The organism is Mycobacterium sp. IDR2000157661 (assembly GCF_022317005.1).
GTDB lineage: Bacteria > Actinomycetota > Actinomycetes > Mycobacteriales > Mycobacteriaceae > Mycobacterium.
On the sequence record NZ_CP081006.1, the window covers coordinates 4,429,826 to 4,444,655 of the forward strand.

Sequence of the window (14,830 nt, forward strand, 5' to 3'; positions counted from 1 at the left end):
CGCGAGCGTGCGGGTCTGCTCCCGACACTCCGCGAATCTTCGACAGTTTGCGCACGCCCGCGACCGGCGAGGTGGCACGCTGCATGGCGTGGAATCTTCAGCCGAGCCCCGCGTTCTCGCCGACACGGGTGGTCTGGTGGTCACCGATGACGGGCGACGGGTCAACGTCTTCGACCGCCGCACCGGAGGCCTGGTTGTGATGACGTTCGTGCTGGGCGTGCTGACCCTGGTCGTCGGCGGATTCGGTCTGGTCGCACTCATCGGCGGCACGCCGTCGCGCGGCCTCGGCGCGATCTTCACTGCGGCGGCAGCGGTGTTGGCGGTTCTGCTCGCCGTCGCCGTGCGCAAGTTTCGCCGGCGTCGCCGCCAACCGCTGCACACATGCCGGTCCGTCGCGGTGCTCGACCGAAAGCTGAACCTGTTCAGTTACGGCGGGGGCGGGCTCGTCCAGCTGGATCAGGTGCAGTTCGCCCGCAGGTTCCAAATCGGTTCCAGCTCACCGAAGCTGGTGGCCGTCACCCCTGGCGATACGAAAGTTCTCAAGCGCGGCAACCCGTTCGACGGTGGAGTGGGCAAGGTCGACGAGCTGCTCAACGCCGTCGCCCAGGGCGTGCACTGACGCGTCACCTTTCCAAGTGAGTGCGATCAACGAGGTGGCACCGCCGCAGTCGACGCACGCTCGACGGGCCGCGAGCGTGCAGCCCTGTCGCAATTTCGCGGCGTGTCGCGCAGCAGACACGCACGCTCGGCCGAATGTGGTCAGCCGCGGTTGAGTCGGGCGAGTACCTCGGTGAGCACGTCGTCGACCGGGACGTCGGTCTGCTCGCCGGTCGCGAGGCTCTTCACCCCGATCGTGCCCGCCTCGATATCGCGGTCGCCTGCCACCAGCGCCAGCGCGGCGCCCGACCGGTCCGCGGCGCGCATCGCGCCCTTGACACCGCGGTCACCGTAAGCCAGGTCGACACGCACACCGGCGGCGCGCAACCGTGCGCCCAGCACCGACAGCTTCAGCTTGGCCTGCTCTCCCAGCGGCACCCCGAACACGTCGACGCGGGCCCTGCCGCCGACCTCTCTGCCCTCGGCCTTGAGCGCCAGCACGGTCCGGTCCACGCCGAGTCCGAAACCGATGCCCGACAGGTCTTTCCCGCCGAGCTGGCGCATCAGCCCGTCGTAGCGGCCACCACCGCCGATGCCGCTCTGCGCACCGAGTCCGTCGTGCACGAACTCGAACGTAGTCTTGGTGTAGTAGTCCAGACCGCGCACCATGCGCGGGTTGATGACGTAGGGCACGTCGAGGGCGTCCAGATGCGCCAGCACGCTGTCGAAATGCTGCTTGGCGACATCGGACAGGTGGTCGAGCATCACCGGCGCGTCAGCGGTCAGTTCCCGGATGGCGGGGCGTTTGTCGTCGAGCACCCGCAGCGGGTTGATCTCGGCGCGCCTGCGGGTCTCCTCGTCGAGGTCGAGCTTGAACAGGAATTGCTGCAACAGTTCCCGGTACTGCGACCGGCAGGTGTCATCGCCCAGAGACGTGATCTCCAACCGAAAGCCGTCGAGCCCCAGGGACCGGAACCCGGCGTCGGCGATCGCGATCACCTCGGCGTCCAGTGCGGGGTCGTCGACACCGATTGCCTCTACACCGACTTGCTGTAGCTGGCGGTAGCGGCCGGCCTGCGGACGTTCGTAACGGAAGAACGGTCCGGCGTAGCAGAGCTTCACCGGCAGCGGGCCGCGGTCGAGTCCGTGCTCGATGACGGCGCGCATCACGCCTGCGGTGCCCTCCGGCCGCAGCGTCACCGACCGGTCGCCGCGGTCGGCGAAGGTGTACATCTCCTTGGAGACGACGTCGGTGGACTCGCCAACGCCGCGGGCGAACAGCGCGGTGTCCTCGAAGATCGGCAGCTCGATGTCGCCGTACCCCGCCCTGCGGGCGGTGTCGAGCAGGCCGTCACGGACACCGACGAACTGCGCCGAGTCGGGCGGCAGGTAGTCCGGGACGCCCTTGGGCGCCTGAAACTCACTCACTTAGCTCAAGCCTTCGAGAAACGGATTGTGGCGGCGCTCGAATCCGATCGTGGACTTGGGGCCGTGCCCCGGTAGTACCACGGTGTCGTCGTCGAGCACCAACAGTTTGTTGACGATCGAGCCGAGCAGGTCGCGGCCGCTGCCACCCGGCAGGTCGGTGCGGCCCACGGACTGCCGGAACAGGGTATCGCCCGTGAAAGCCAACTCGTCGGGCCCCCGCACCACACGGAACACCACCGAACCCCGGGTGTGGCCGGGCGTGTGGTCGACGGTCACGGTGATGCCGCCCAGCTCGATCTTGTCCCCGTCGCGGTCCAGCTCGACGACCTGCCGAGGCTCGCGGAACATCGCCTTCAACGCGAACTGGGCCAGACCCGTCGCAAGTCCCGGCCCGAAGTCCTTGATCGGGTCGGTGAGCATGACGCGGTCCTCCGGATGGATGAAGGCCGGGCATCCGTACATGTCGGCCACCTTCTGCGCCGACGAGATGTGGTCGATGTGCCCATGGGTGAGCAGCACCGCCGAGGGGGTCAGGTGGTTCTCGTCGAGGATCCGGCGAAGCGGCGACATCGCCCGCTGCCCCGGGTCGACGACGATCGCGTCGGCGCCTGGGTGGGGAGCCAGCACGTAGCAGTTGCACGCCAACATGCCGGCCGGGAAGCCGGTGATGAACACGGCGTCCAGTCTCCCACCCCGCCTCGGCGTGGGGCGTAAGGCCACACTCAGCAACGCCTGGCACACTCGTTGCCGACCGATCCACATCAGCCAGGAGGACACCGGCGGTGCCGACCAACGAACAGCGGCGCGCGACAGCGAAGCGCAAACTCGAACGGCAACTGGAGCGACGTGCCGCCAAGGAACGCAGACGTCGCCTGTGGGCGATCATCGGCTCGGTGGCCGGCGCCGCCGTGGTGGTCGCCGCCGTCGCGACCGTCGTCGTCATGAACAAGGACTCCGACAGCCAGGACATGGCCGCCACCGACACGTCGACCACCTCCGCGGCGCCGTCAGCGCCCGGCGAGTTGCCCGCCTTCGCCGCGCCCGCCGGCCTCGGCGAGGACTGCCAGTACCCGGCGTCGGCCGAGAAGGCGAGCAAGGACGTCGAGCCGCCGCGCACGGGCAAGGTGCCGACCGATCCCGCGCAGGTCAGCGCCAGCATGGCGACCGACCGAGGCAACATCGGACTGCTCCTGGACAACGGCAAGGCGCCGTGCACGGTGAACAGCTTCGCCAGCCTCGCGCAGCAGGGCTTCTTCGACAACACCCCGTGCCACCGGCTGACCACCGCGGAGTCGCTGAAAGTGCTCCAATGCGGTGATCCGAGCGGCAAGGGCACCGGCGGACCGGGCTACTCGTTCGCCAACGAGTACCCGACCAACCAGTACCAGCCCGATGACCCGCAACGGCTGGAACCGGTGCGCTACCCGCGCGGCACCCTGGCCATGGCCAACGCCGGCCCCAATACGAATGGCAGCCAGTTCTTCCTGGTCTACGGGGACTCGATGTTGCCGCCGGGCTACACGGTCTTCGGCACGATCGACGAGACCGGCCTGGCGACGCTGGACAAGATCGCGTCGGCCGGGGTCGCCGGCGGCGGGCAGGACGGTGCTCCTGCGACGCCGGTCAACATCAAGTCGATCCTGCTGGACTGAGCAGGGTGACCACCCCGTCGCCGTACGGCGCCTACCCGCCCCCGGGTGCATATCCGCCACCGGGCCACGGCTACCCGCCGGGATTCGCAGGCTACGGCTATCCGCCGCCGCGGCCGACCAACACGATGGCCATTCTTGCGCTGGTGTGCGCGTTCCTGTTCGCGCCACTGGGCATCGTGTTCGGCCACATCTCGCTGTCGCAGATCAAGAAGACCGGTGAGGAGGGCCGCGGACTGGCGATCGCGGGGCTGATCGTCGGCTACCTGGTGACGGCGCTCACTGTCGTGATCATCGTGGTCAGCATCGTGTTGGTGACTACGCTCGCGCGGGATCTGGAGAGGTTCGACGCGATGACGCCCGAGCCGGGCGTCACGGCGACCCCGAACCCCGCTCTCGCCGAACTGCCCGACTTCGAGCCGCCGCCCACTCTCGGCTCGAACTGCCAGTACCCGTCCACCTCCGAACCGCCGAGCAAGCCCGCTACGCCGCCGCGCACGGGGCGGGTACCGACCGACCCCGAGACCGTCGGCGCCGGCATCAAAACCAACCAGGGCAACATCGGCGTCCAACTCGACAACGCCAAAGCGCCGTGCACGGTCAACAATTTCGCCAGCCTGGCGCAGCAGGGCTTCTTCGACGGCACGCCCTGTCACCGGCTCACCACCGGCGACCTCGCGGTGCTGCAGTGCGGCGATCCGACCGGTTCGGGCACCGGCGGACCGGGCTACCGATTCCCCAACGAGTACCCGACTAATCAGTACCGGCTGAGCGATCCGGCGATGCGGACCCCCGTGCGCTACCCGCGCGGCACGCTGGCGATGGCGAACACCGGTCCGGGCACCAACGGCAGCCAGTTCTTCCTCGTCTACGAGGACTCGGAGTTGCCGCCGACCTACACGGTGTTCGGCACGATCGACCGGACCGGATTGGCCACTCTGGACAAGATCGCGGCCGAGGGGGTGGCCGACGGCAGCGAGGACGGCAAACCGGCGGCCGATGTTCGGATCGAATCGGTGCGGCTCGACTGAGGACACCCGCTATTCAGTGGGTGCTGTCTCGATGTAGAACTCGACGTCGTCGCCTTCGACCTTGGTGACGCGCATGTTCGCGGTGTACTCGACGCCCTCGGGCCCGGTGAACGTGCACTCGAACGTGGTGCCTGCCTCGGCTTTCACCCCGTCCGGGCACTTGACGTCGGTGGGCGTGAAACCCGTCTGCTCGGCGACCAGGTCGCTGACCGACTTCGCCGCGCCTTCGGCCGTGATGGTGGAACCGCAGCCGGCGACGACCATCGCGACCGAGGCGGCAAGAACAGCCGACGGGGCACGCATTGTCGAAGTATCGCAGATACGGCAAAAATTGACGCGGCCAAATTTCATCTCGGCGACCGCCTCGCGCGCCGACGCCCGGCCTCAGGCGGCGGAGGTGACCCGGTACACGTCGTAGACGCCCTCCACATTGCGCACCACGTTGAGCACGTGGCCCAGGTGCTTGGGATCGCCCATCTCGAAGGTGAACCGGCTGATCGCCACGCGGTCGTTGGACGTGGTCACCGACGCCGACAGGATGTTCACCTTCTCGTCGGCAAGCACCCTGGTGACGTCCGACAGCAGCCGATGCCGATCGAGGGCCTCCACCTGGATAGCCACCAGGAACACCGACGACGGCGACGGCGCCCAGGCCACCTCGATGATGCGTTCCGACTGTTGCTGCAACGACGCGGCGTTCGTGCAGTCGGTGCGGTGCACGCTGACACCGCCGCCGCGGGTGACGAATCCCATGATGTTGTCGCCGGGGACCGGGGTGCAGCACTTGGCCAGCTTCGTCAGCACGCCTGGTGCGCCGGGCACCGACACCCCGACATCGTCGCTGGTGCGCTGGCGGACCGACATGGTCGCGGGCGTGGAACGCTCGGCGAGTTCGTCGGCGGCCTCCTCATCGCCGCCGACTTGGGTCACCAGTCGCTGCACCACGTGGCGCGCAGAGACGTGGCCCTCCCCCACCGCGGTATAGAGCGCCGACACGTCGACATAGCGCAGGTCGCGCGCGAGCGTGCCCATCGACTCGGCGTTCATCAAGCGCTGCAACGGGAGTCCGCCGCGACGGACCTCGCGGGCGATGGCGTCCTTGCCCGCCTCGAGGGCCTCCTCGCGGCGTTCCTTGGCGAACCACTGACGGATCTTGGCCTTGGCGCGCGGAGACACCACGAAGCCCTGCCAGTCCCGCGACGGGCCGGCGTTGAGCGCCTTGGAGGTGAAAACCTCGACCACTTCGCCGTTCTCGAGCTTGCGCTCCAACGCGACCAGTCGACCGTTCACGCGGGCGCCGATGCAGCGGTGCCCCACCTCGGTGTGGACCGCGTACGCGAAGTCGACCGGTGTGGACCCGTTGGGCAGGGTGATGACATCGCCCTTCGGCGTGAACACGAAGATCTCCTGCACCGCGAGGTCGTAACGCAGCGACTCGAGGAACTCGCCCGGATCGGCGGCCTCCCGCTGCCAGTCGAGTAGCTGGCGCATCCACGCCATGTCGTCGATCTCGGCGGCCGTGTGCTGGTGCGGAACTCCGTTGCGGCCCTTCGCCTCCTTGTAGCGCCAATGTGCGGCGATGCCGTACTCGGCGGTGCGGTGCATATCGCGGGTGCGGATCTGCACCTCCAGCGGCTTGCCTTCCGGCCCCACCACCGTGGTGTGCAGCGACTGGTAGACGCCGTAGCGTGGCTGGGCGATGTAGTCCTTGAACCGGCCTGCCATCGGTCGCCACAACGAGTGGACCACACCGACGGCGGCGTAGCAGTCCCGGATCTCCTCGCACAGGATGCGCACGCCGACGAGGTCGTGGATGTCGTCGAAGTCACGGCCCTTGACGATCATCTTCTGGTAGATCGACCAGTAGTGCTTGGGCCTGCCCTCGACGACCGCGTTGATCTTGGCGGCGGTGAGCGTGGCCGTGATCTCGGCGCGCACCTTGGCCAGGTAGGTGTCGCGCGACGGCGCGCGGTCGGCGACCAGGCGCACGATCTCGTCGTACTTCTTGGGGTGCAGGATCGCGAAGGACAGATCCTCCAGCTCCCACTTGACGGTGGCCATGCCGAGCCGATGGGCAAGCGGCGCAATGACTTCCAGCGTCTCACGAGCCTTGCGGGCCTGCTTCTCGGGCGCGAGGAACCGGATGGTGCGCATGTTGTGCAACCGGTCGGCGACCTTGATCACCAACACTCGCGGGTCACGGGCCATCGCGATGATCATCTTGCGGATGGTCTCGCCTTCGGCGGCGGTGCCCAGCGCGACCTTGTCGAGCTTGGTGACGCCGTCGACCAGATGACCGACCTCGGTGCCGAACTCCTCGGTCAACGCCTCCAGCGTGTAGCCGGTGTCCTCGACGGTGTCGTGCAGCAGCGCCGCGATCAGCGTGGTGGTGTCCATGCCGAGTTCGGCCAGGATGTTGGCAACCGCCAACGGGTGCGTGATGTAAGGGTCGCCGGAGCGGCGCAACTGGTCGGCGTGACGCTCCTCGGCCACCTCGTAGGCACGCTGCAGCAACTGCAGGTTGGCCTTCGGGTAGAACTCCCGGTGGACGGCGACCAGCGGTTCCAGGACGGGGTTGATGGCGCTGCGCTGTGAAGTCATGCGGCGGGCCAACCGCGCGCGCACCCGTCGCGATGCGCTCGCCGAAGCCTTCGGGGTCTCCAGCGGCTGGGTCTCCGGTGACTGCGCAGCGGTGGGCGGCGACTGCACGGCCTGGCCCGTGCCGGGTTCGTCAGCCATGGTCACCTCCACTCCTGCCTGTCGGCCCAGCGCTCACCGGCCTGCGGTCCGAACCGGTGGCCGATTCTTCGAGGATATCGTTCAGACCCGGTGCAGTGAGGTGACCGGCAGCGGTTCGAGCACAGCGCGCCCGCCCAGCGCCGTGAGCTCGAGCAGCACGGCCGCCCCGGTCACCGACGCGCCGGTCTGCTCGAGGAGCTTGACCGCCGCGGTCGCGGTGCCGCCGGTGGCGAGCACGTCGTCGATGATCAGGATCCTGCGCCCTCGCAGATCTATGCCGTCCGCCGGGATCTCCAGCGTCGCCGTGCCGTATTCCAGGGCGTAGCTCTCCCGGTGCACCGGTGGGGGCAGCTTGCCGCCCTTGCGCACCGCCAGCACGCCCGTGCCAAGCCGCAAGGCCACCGCGGCTCCGAGCAGGAAGCCGCGCGCGTCGATACCGGCCACCAGCTCGGCGCCGGCGGCCGACTCGGCGAGCGCATCGGTGACGGCGGCCAGTGCGCGCGCGTCGGCCAGCAGCGGGGTGAGGTCCTTGAACTGGATGCCCGGTTCGGGGAAGTCGGGCACTTCCCGCATCATCGACGCGATCAGCGCCGAGATGTCGGAATCGCCTGCGCTCACCGCTCCAGCACCCAGCGGTCCATGTTCCATCCCGCGCCCCATCGAGTCGGATTGCTGTCCACCGCGTAGATGTTCTTCGACGTCAGCAGTGTCCGCTGCTGACGGTACAGCGGCAGCGTGGGCATGTCCGCCCACAGGATCGGACCGCCCTCGCCGACCAGCCGCGCCATCTCCTTGGGATCGGAGGCGACGGCCATCGCGGCGATGATTCCGTCGACCTGCGGGTTGGAGTAGCGGGGCAGGTTGTTGCCGTTGCCGGTGTGCAGCTCGTAGGCGTCCATCGCCGACGAGCCGGTGGACCCGCTTCCCGTGGCTCCGCCGGTGCCGGCGATCAACACGTCGATCTCGCTGTTGCGCAGGGCCAGCGGTCCGACGGTCTCGGATGCGGCGTCCTGCACCGTGATCCCGGCCGGCGCGCAGGCCTTGGCGATCGCACCCACGGTCGCCGCCAGCCGGGGGTTGGGGCTCTGGTAGCCGATCCGCACCGTCAATGGCCTCGCGTCCAGGGCGGCGCGCGCGGCGTCGGGGTTGGCGGCGACGAACTGGCCGGCCTCCGCAGCCCCTTCGGCCGCGGAGTAGGCGTCCTCGGCGGCCGGATTCAGCCGGGAGTTGGCGATCGGCACCTCGGCGTTGCGGGCGATGGTGTCACGGGGTGTGCAGTGAGCCAGTGCCCGGCGCGCGGGCGGGCCTGCCAGCGGGCCCTCCGGCGCGAAGATCAGCTGCTCGACGCCGGCCGACGGGGTGTCGGAGCGCACCCAGTCATCGGGCACGTTGAGGGTGCCCGAGGAGCCGGTGGCGATGTCGACGACGTCGTAGGCACCCTGATTGATGCGGTCCTGGATGTCGGCGCCGCGCGGCCACACCGTTACCCGGTCGGTGACCGGCGGCGCGCCCCACCACTTGTCGTTGGCCACCAGGACCACGGCGCCGTCGTCGGTCACAGAGTCCAGCTTGTAGGGCCCTGAGGACGGGAACTTCTTGAGATCCCCGCCGCCCATGCCGGGCTTGAGCTCCCAGCCGTTGTTCCACACGCGGGCGATGCGCTCGACCGCTGCGCCGTCGTTGTCGAGGATCGCTCTTGTGACCGCGCCGTCACCGAGACCGAGCTCGTCGGCGATGACGTGTGACGGCATCATCGAGGTCGCGGCGAACAGCTGGCCGAAGTCGGTGAATGCGCGGTCGGGCGCGAACGACACCCGTGCCTTCTTCTGACCCGGGGTGCAGTCCACGGTCGCGATGTCGCTGTAGCCGGCGCGGCTGGCGGCGTCGAACACCGGGAAACGGCCGGACTGCGACGCCCAACTGAGCACCATGTCGTCACAGGTGATCGGCTTACCGTCGGAGTAGACGGCGTTGGGCTTGATCTCGTAGTCCAGGACGAGGGGCGCCCGGCCCACCACGGAGATGGTGCCGAAGTCGAGGTCGGCGACGATCTGGCCGTCGGGTCCGTGATAGTTGAACCCGGTCAGCACCCTGGCGAACGCCTGCGGTCCACCCGATGCGGCGCCGACGACCGTGTTCGTGTTGTACGTGCTCAACGCGCCGTCGACGGCATAGTCGATGCTGTCGGCGGGGCTGGCGGTGCATGCCGACCCGGCCGCCGCGACGAAGGCCAGGACGGTCACCAGCACGCCGCCGCGCCGGGCAGCTGCCCTTCTGCTCCTCGCGCGCGCAATGCGGGGCATCATCGCGCTACCGCCGCCGCGTGTCGCGCTTACCCGACGGTCGCCCGGTCCGGGTCGCGGTGGGCCGCACCGGCCGCGCGCCCGGTGCGGGCTTGTCCGGCGGCGGCGCCGATTCGGCCCGTGCGACGGCACCAACGGGTTCCTGCTCGACCTCCGGCGCGGTGTCGGCCGCCTTCGCGGCGGCGCCCTTGCGACGGTTCATCACCTTTCGGGTGTGCGACCGGACCAGCTGGGTGCGCTCGCGCAGCGACACCAGCAGTGGTGTCGCGAAGAAGATCGACGAGTAGGTTCCGACGATGACGCCGACCAGCTGGACCAGCGCGAGGTCCATCAGTGTGCCGACACCCAGCAGCCACACCGCGATGACCATCAGCGCCAGGATCGGCAGCACCGATATGAGGCTGGTGTTGATCGAGCGCATGAACGTCTGGTTGACGGCCAGGTTCGCCTGTTCGGCGAAGGTGCGGCGGGTGGTGTGTTCGAACCCCTGGGTGTTCTCCTCGACCTTGTCGAACACGATGACCGTGTCGTAGAGGGAGAAGCCGAGAATGGTGAGCAGGCCGATCACCGTGGCCGGCGTCACCTCGAACCCGACCAGCGCATACACCCCCGCCGTGACCACCAGGTCGAAGACCAGGGTGGTCAGGGCCGCGATCGCCATGTAACGCTCGTAGCGCACGGCGATGTAGAGCGCCGCCAACACCAGGAACACCACCAGCGCGATCAGCGCCTTCTGGGTGATCTGGCCGCCCCAGGTCTCCGACACCGCCGAGTCGCTGATCGCCTGTCTGCTCGGCTCACCGCCGGCGCCCCTAGGTTGGAACTCCTCGAACAGCGCGGTGCGCAATTCCTCGATCTGCGGGTTGTCCAGGGTCTCCGACCGGATCTGCACGGTCGCCGAGTCCCCGCTGCCGACGATCACCACCGTCTGCGGCGCCATCTCCAGCGCTTCGCTGAAGACAGTCTCCACCTGGCTCGGGGTAACCGTGCCGGACTGGGTGTTGGCCGGCATCGAGACCTTGGTGCCACCTTCGAAGTCGATGCCGAAGGTGAAGCCGCGCAACAGAATGCTGGCCAGCGCTGCAGCGACGATGAGACCGCTGACCGCGTACCACAGGTTGCGTTTGCCGATGACCTCGAACGCGCCGGTGCCGGTGTAGAGCCGGACGAAGAAACCGTGCCGAGGCGTGGCGGCTTCCAGGTCAGGCGCCTCCACCCCGCTGGTCTGCTGGTCTTCGGGAGGCTGCTTGGCGGCCATGTCAGTTCCGTCCCATCGCATGCGCGGCCGCTCGCCGTTCCCTGGCGATCTGCTGGACCGCGCCCAGGCCGTTGAGCGCCGGCTTGGCCAGCAGCGTCGACTTCGACGCCAGGTAGACCAGCGGCCAGGTCACCAGGAACACCACGACCACGTCGAGGACAGTCGTCAAACCCAGCGTGAACGCGAAGCCCTTCACCTGGCCGATGGCCAGCGCGTAGAGCACCACCGCGGCCAGCAGTGTCACGGCGTTACCGGACACGATGGTCTTGCGCGCCCGGGCCCAACCGCGTGGCACCGCCGAGCGGAACGAACGCCCTTCCCGGATCTCGTCTTTGATGCGCTCGAAGAACACCACGAAGGAGTCGGCCGTCATACCGATACCGATGATGAGGCCCGCGATACCGGCCAGGTCCAACGTGTAGTTGATCCATCTGCCGAGCAGCACGAGGAGCGCGTAAACCATTGCGCCGGAGGCCACCAGCGACAACGCGGTCAACACCCCCAGTATCCGGTAGTAGAGCAGAGAGTAAGCCAACACCAGCGCCAAGCCGACCGCACCGGCGATCAGTCCCGCCCGCAGCGAGGACAATCCCAGTGTGGCGGAGACGGTTTCGGCCTCGGATGACTCGAACGACAGTGGCAGCGAGCCGTATTTCAGAACGTTGGCCAGCTCACGGGCCGTCGCCTGGGTGAACTGACCGGTGATCTGGGTGCGTCCGCCGGGGATGGCTTCCTGGATCTCGGGTGCGCTCACCACCGTGGAGTCGAGCACGAACGCGGTCTGGGTGCCGACGTTGGCTGCGGTGAAATCCGCCCAGGTCTCCGACGCATCGCTCTTGAACTGCACGTCGACGACGTACTCGCCGCGTTGCTGGTCGAGCCCGGACGTGGCGTCCTCGATCTGCTCACCGTTGATGATCGCCTTGTCGAGCAGATAGACGTTGCCGTCCTCACCGCAGGTGATCAGCGGGAGGTTCGGGTCGTCATTGCCGGCGAGCACATCTTCCTCGTCGCACCGGGTCGCCTGGAACTGCAGCGCCAGGATCTGGATCTGCTGGTCGGTGCTCTGGCGCAACTGCTTCTCGTCGGCGATCCGCTGCTGCAGCGGGATGTCCTGCGGGTTCTGCGGCGCGGTCGTCCTCGGTGGCGACGGGGCACCGGGCGTGGGCGTCGGCTCAGGGGCCGGCTGCGCCGGGGGCTCCTGGGGGTATGGACGAGGCTGCGGCGCCGGGGTGGCCGGCGGTCGTTGACCGGCCGGAGGCTGCGTTCCCGCCGGTGGGGCGGGCTGGCCGCCGGGCAGCGGAGCACCCGGCTCGGCCGGGGCGATCGGCGGCGGGCCGGGCTGTTGGCCGGGCCCACCCGGCGGCGCCCCGGCGGGGCCCTCGATCTCGGGTTGCTGCGCCTGCCCTTCGCCCGGGATCACGTGGATGACCGGCCGGATGTAGAGCCGCGCGGTCTGGCCGAGGCTGCGGGCGTCGCTGCTGTCGCTGCCGGGCACCGTGATGACCAGGTTGTTCCCGTCGATGATCACCTCGGACCCGGACACACCGAGGCCGTTCACCCGATCGGTGATGATCTGCTGGGCCTGGTTGAGCGCGTCGCGGGTAGGCGGGGACCCGTCCGGCGTGCGCGCGGTCAGGGTCACCCGGGTGCCGCCCTGCAGGTCGATTCCCAGCTTCGGCTCGGCTTCCTTAGTGCCGGTCAGGAAGACCAGGCAGTAGGCACCGATCAGCAGCACCAGGTAAAGCGCCAGGTAGCGGGCAGGGTGCACCGGCGTCGAAGACGATGCCACGTTTATTCAGGTCTCCTCGAGATCAGTTCGTCAGCACCGCAAAGAGTACGTGCTCTTTCTGTGTCCTTGGCCCGCGGACTCAGCCGTCGGTCTTTGTGTTCGGGCGGTCGGTGAGCTCGGTCGCGGTCGACTCCGGCTCGACCTCGTCGAGGTCGTCGTCCTCGGTGATGCGGTCCCGAACAGCGAGCTTCATCCAGGTGGTGACGACCCCCGGCGCGATCTCCAGCTCGACGTCGTCGTCGCTGATTCCCACGATCGTGCCCTCCAGCCCCGAGGTGGTGTGGATGCGGTCGCCGATCTGGAGCGAATTGTGCAGGTCGATGGTGGCCTGCATGGCTTTCTTCTGGCGCCGCGACGCGAAGAACATGAACGCGCCCAGCACGATGAGCAGCGGAAGGAAGACGACCAAGTCCATGGCGATACTGTCTTTCGTTTCGTCGTGTATTCCGGCGCATCTGGCCTGCGGACCACGCGCCTCGTAAGTGACCAGTGTGCCATTGCGGCGTGCCGCGGATCCCCTCCCGTCGCCGTGGGCGCACCGCAGCGCAGCCACGCCGCGACTTCTGCGACGAATTCCGTCGCATGACAGCTCGGTGGGCAAGCATCTCGTCTCACCCTGCCGGTGATGCCCACCGATTCGGTGCATTCACCGTTAGGCTCACAGCGACACGATCGCCAGGAGATGAACCGTGAGCCCCCTCGAGCAGAGCCGCCACCTTGCCACCCCGATCCCAGGTCCCCACTCGCAGCGCCTGATCGACCGGAAAGCCGGCGCCGTATCGCGGGGTGTCGGCACCACCATGCCGGTCTACGCGGCTCGCGCGTTCGGCGGCATCGTCGAGGACGTCGACGGCAACCGGTTGATCGACCTCGGCTCGGGAATCGCCGTGACGACGATCGGGAACTCGTCGCCGCGGGTGGTCGACGCGGTGCGACGCCAGGTGGCCGACTTCACCCACACCTGTTTCATGATCACGCCCTACGAGGGCTACGTCGCCGTCGCCGAAGCGCTCAATCGGCTCACTCCTGGTGCCCACCAGAAACGCTCGGCACTGTTCAACTCGGGTTCAGAGGCGGTCGAGAACGCGGTCAAGATCGCGCGCTCCTACACCCGCAAGACGGCCGTCGTGTCGTTCGATCACGCCTACCACGGGCGCACCAACCTCACGATGGCCCTGACCGCCAAGGTGATGCCGTACAAGCACGGGTTCGGTCCGTTCGCGCCCGAGGTCTACCGCGCGCCGCTGTCGTACCCGTTTCGCGACGCCGAGTTCGGCAAGGAGATGGCGACCGACGGCGCGCTGGCCGCCAGGCGAGCGATCACCGTGATCGACAAGCAGGTCGGCGCGGACAACCTGGCCGCGGTGATCATCGAGCCGATCCAGGGCGAGGGCGGCTTCATCGTGCCCGCCGACGGCTTCCTACCCGCACTGCAGGACTGGTGCCGGGACAACAATGTGGTGTTCATCGCCGACGAGGTGCAGACCGGGTTCGCGCGTACTGGCGCGATGTTCGCCTCTGAGCACGAGGGCATCGAGCCCGACCTGATCGTCACCGCCAAGGGCATCGCCGACGGACTGCCGCTGTCCGCGGTGACGGGTCGCGCCGAGATCATGGATGCCCCGCACGTCAGCGGGCTCGGCGGGACGTACGGCGGCAATCCGCTCGCCTGCGCGGCGGCGCTGGCGACGATCGAGACGATCGAGTCGGAGAACCTCGTCGAGCGGGCCCGTCAGATCGAGACGCTGATGAAGGACCGGCTGGGGCGGCTGCAGGCCGAGGACGGGCGCATCGGCGACGTACGCGGCCGCGGCGCCATGATGGCGATGGAATTGGTGCACGCCGGCTCGCTCGAGCCGGATCCCGCTCTGGTCAAAGCGTTGTGCGCCGGATGCCACGCCGCCGGAGTGATCGTGTTGTCCTGCGGGACGTTCGGCAACGTCCTGCGCTTCCTGCCGCCGCTCGCGATCAGCGACGACCTTCTCGTCGAGGGTCTCGACGTGCTCGCTTCGGTGCTCGAAAACCTGTGAAAA

13 protein-coding genes are annotated in these 14,830 nt (G+C 68.3%); 4 read left to right on the plus strand and 9 right to left on the minus strand.

The genetic code is table 11. From position 1 onward, the window contains the following. The first annotated feature begins 88 nt into the window (after positions 1–88). Complete coding sequence (locus K3G64_RS22650; protein ID WP_238887426.1) at positions 89–619, plus strand: hypothetical protein; 531 nt, start codon at positions 89–91, stop codon at positions 617–619. Positions 620–759: 140 nt separating this feature from the next. On the opposite strand, the gene hisS is transcribed toward K3G64_RS22650, so the two are convergent. Continuing rightward, a complete protein-coding gene (gene hisS / locus K3G64_RS22655; protein WP_238887428.1) occupies positions 760–2,025 on the minus strand; it encodes a histidine--tRNA ligase in 1,266 nt (421 codons plus the stop codon). After that, the gene (locus K3G64_RS22660) at positions 2,026–2,700 is read right to left on the minus strand and encodes an MBL fold metallo-hydrolase (RefSeq protein ID WP_238887429.1); all 675 of its coding nucleotides are present in this window, start codon (positions 2,698–2,700) and stop codon (positions 2,026–2,028) included. It lies immediately after the preceding gene. A gap of 107 nt (positions 2,701–2,807) precedes the next feature. On the opposite strand from K3G64_RS22660, the gene K3G64_RS22665 reads away from it, so the two are divergent. Together K3G64_RS22665 and K3G64_RS22670 are read left to right on the plus strand one after the other, a co-directional pair. Beyond that, on the plus strand, positions 2,808–3,677 hold the full coding sequence (locus K3G64_RS22665; protein ID WP_238887431.1) for a peptidylprolyl isomerase: 870 nt from the start codon (positions 2,808–2,810) through the stop codon (positions 3,675–3,677). 5 nt (positions 3,678–3,682) lie between these two features. Next, positions 3,683–4,705: a peptidylprolyl isomerase gene (locus tag K3G64_RS22670; protein WP_238887433.1), complete on the plus strand. Its 1,023-nt coding sequence runs from the start codon at positions 3,683–3,685 to the stop codon at positions 4,703–4,705. A 9-nt stretch (positions 4,706–4,714) separates the two neighbouring features. Here the strand turns inward: K3G64_RS22670 and K3G64_RS22675 are convergent, their stop codons facing one another. From K3G64_RS22675 to yajC, 7 genes are all read right to left on the minus strand, one after another. Further along, positions 4,715–5,008, minus strand: coding sequence for a DUF4333 domain-containing protein (locus K3G64_RS22675; RefSeq protein WP_238887435.1), 294 nt, complete (start codon positions 5,006–5,008; stop codon positions 4,715–4,717). Between the two features lie 81 nt (positions 5,009–5,089). Continuing rightward, positions 5,090–7,444: a RelA/SpoT family protein gene (locus tag K3G64_RS22680; protein ID WP_238887443.1), complete on the minus strand. Its 2,355-nt coding sequence runs from the start codon at positions 7,442–7,444 to the stop codon at positions 5,090–5,092. Positions 7,445–7,525: 81 nt separating this feature from the next. After that, entirely contained in the window at positions 7,526–8,104 is a 579-nt protein-coding gene (locus K3G64_RS22685) for an adenine phosphoribosyltransferase (protein WP_238887445.1), read from the minus strand. Next, positions 8,059–9,747: an ABC transporter substrate-binding protein gene (locus K3G64_RS22690; RefSeq protein WP_238950941.1), complete on the minus strand. Its 1,689-nt coding sequence runs from the start codon at positions 9,745–9,747 to the stop codon at positions 8,059–8,061. The genes K3G64_RS22685 and K3G64_RS22690 overlap by 46 nt, the downstream gene beginning before the upstream one ends. A 7-nt stretch (positions 9,748–9,754) precedes the next feature. After that, positions 9,755–11,005, minus strand: a complete 1,251-nt coding sequence (gene secF, locus K3G64_RS22695) for a protein translocase subunit SecF (protein ID WP_238887447.1) — start codon at positions 11,003–11,005, stop codon at positions 9,755–9,757. 1 nt (position 11,006) lies between these two features. Further along, entirely contained in the window at positions 11,007–12,797 is a 1,791-nt protein-coding gene (gene secD / locus K3G64_RS22700; RefSeq protein WP_238887449.1) for a protein translocase subunit SecD, read from the minus strand. A gap of 79 nt (positions 12,798–12,876) precedes the next feature. Next, positions 12,877–13,212, minus strand: a complete 336-nt coding sequence (gene yajC, locus K3G64_RS22705) for a preprotein translocase subunit YajC (protein WP_238887450.1) — start codon at positions 13,210–13,212, stop codon at positions 12,877–12,879. Positions 13,213–13,486: 274 nt separating this feature from the next. Here yajC and gabT point away from each other — a divergent pair, with 274 nt between their 5' ends. After that, complete coding sequence (gene gabT / locus K3G64_RS22710; RefSeq protein WP_238887458.1) at positions 13,487–14,827, plus strand: 4-aminobutyrate--2-oxoglutarate transaminase; 1,341 nt, start codon at positions 13,487–13,489, stop codon at positions 14,825–14,827. The last annotated feature ends 3 nt before the right edge of the window (positions 14,828–14,830 follow it).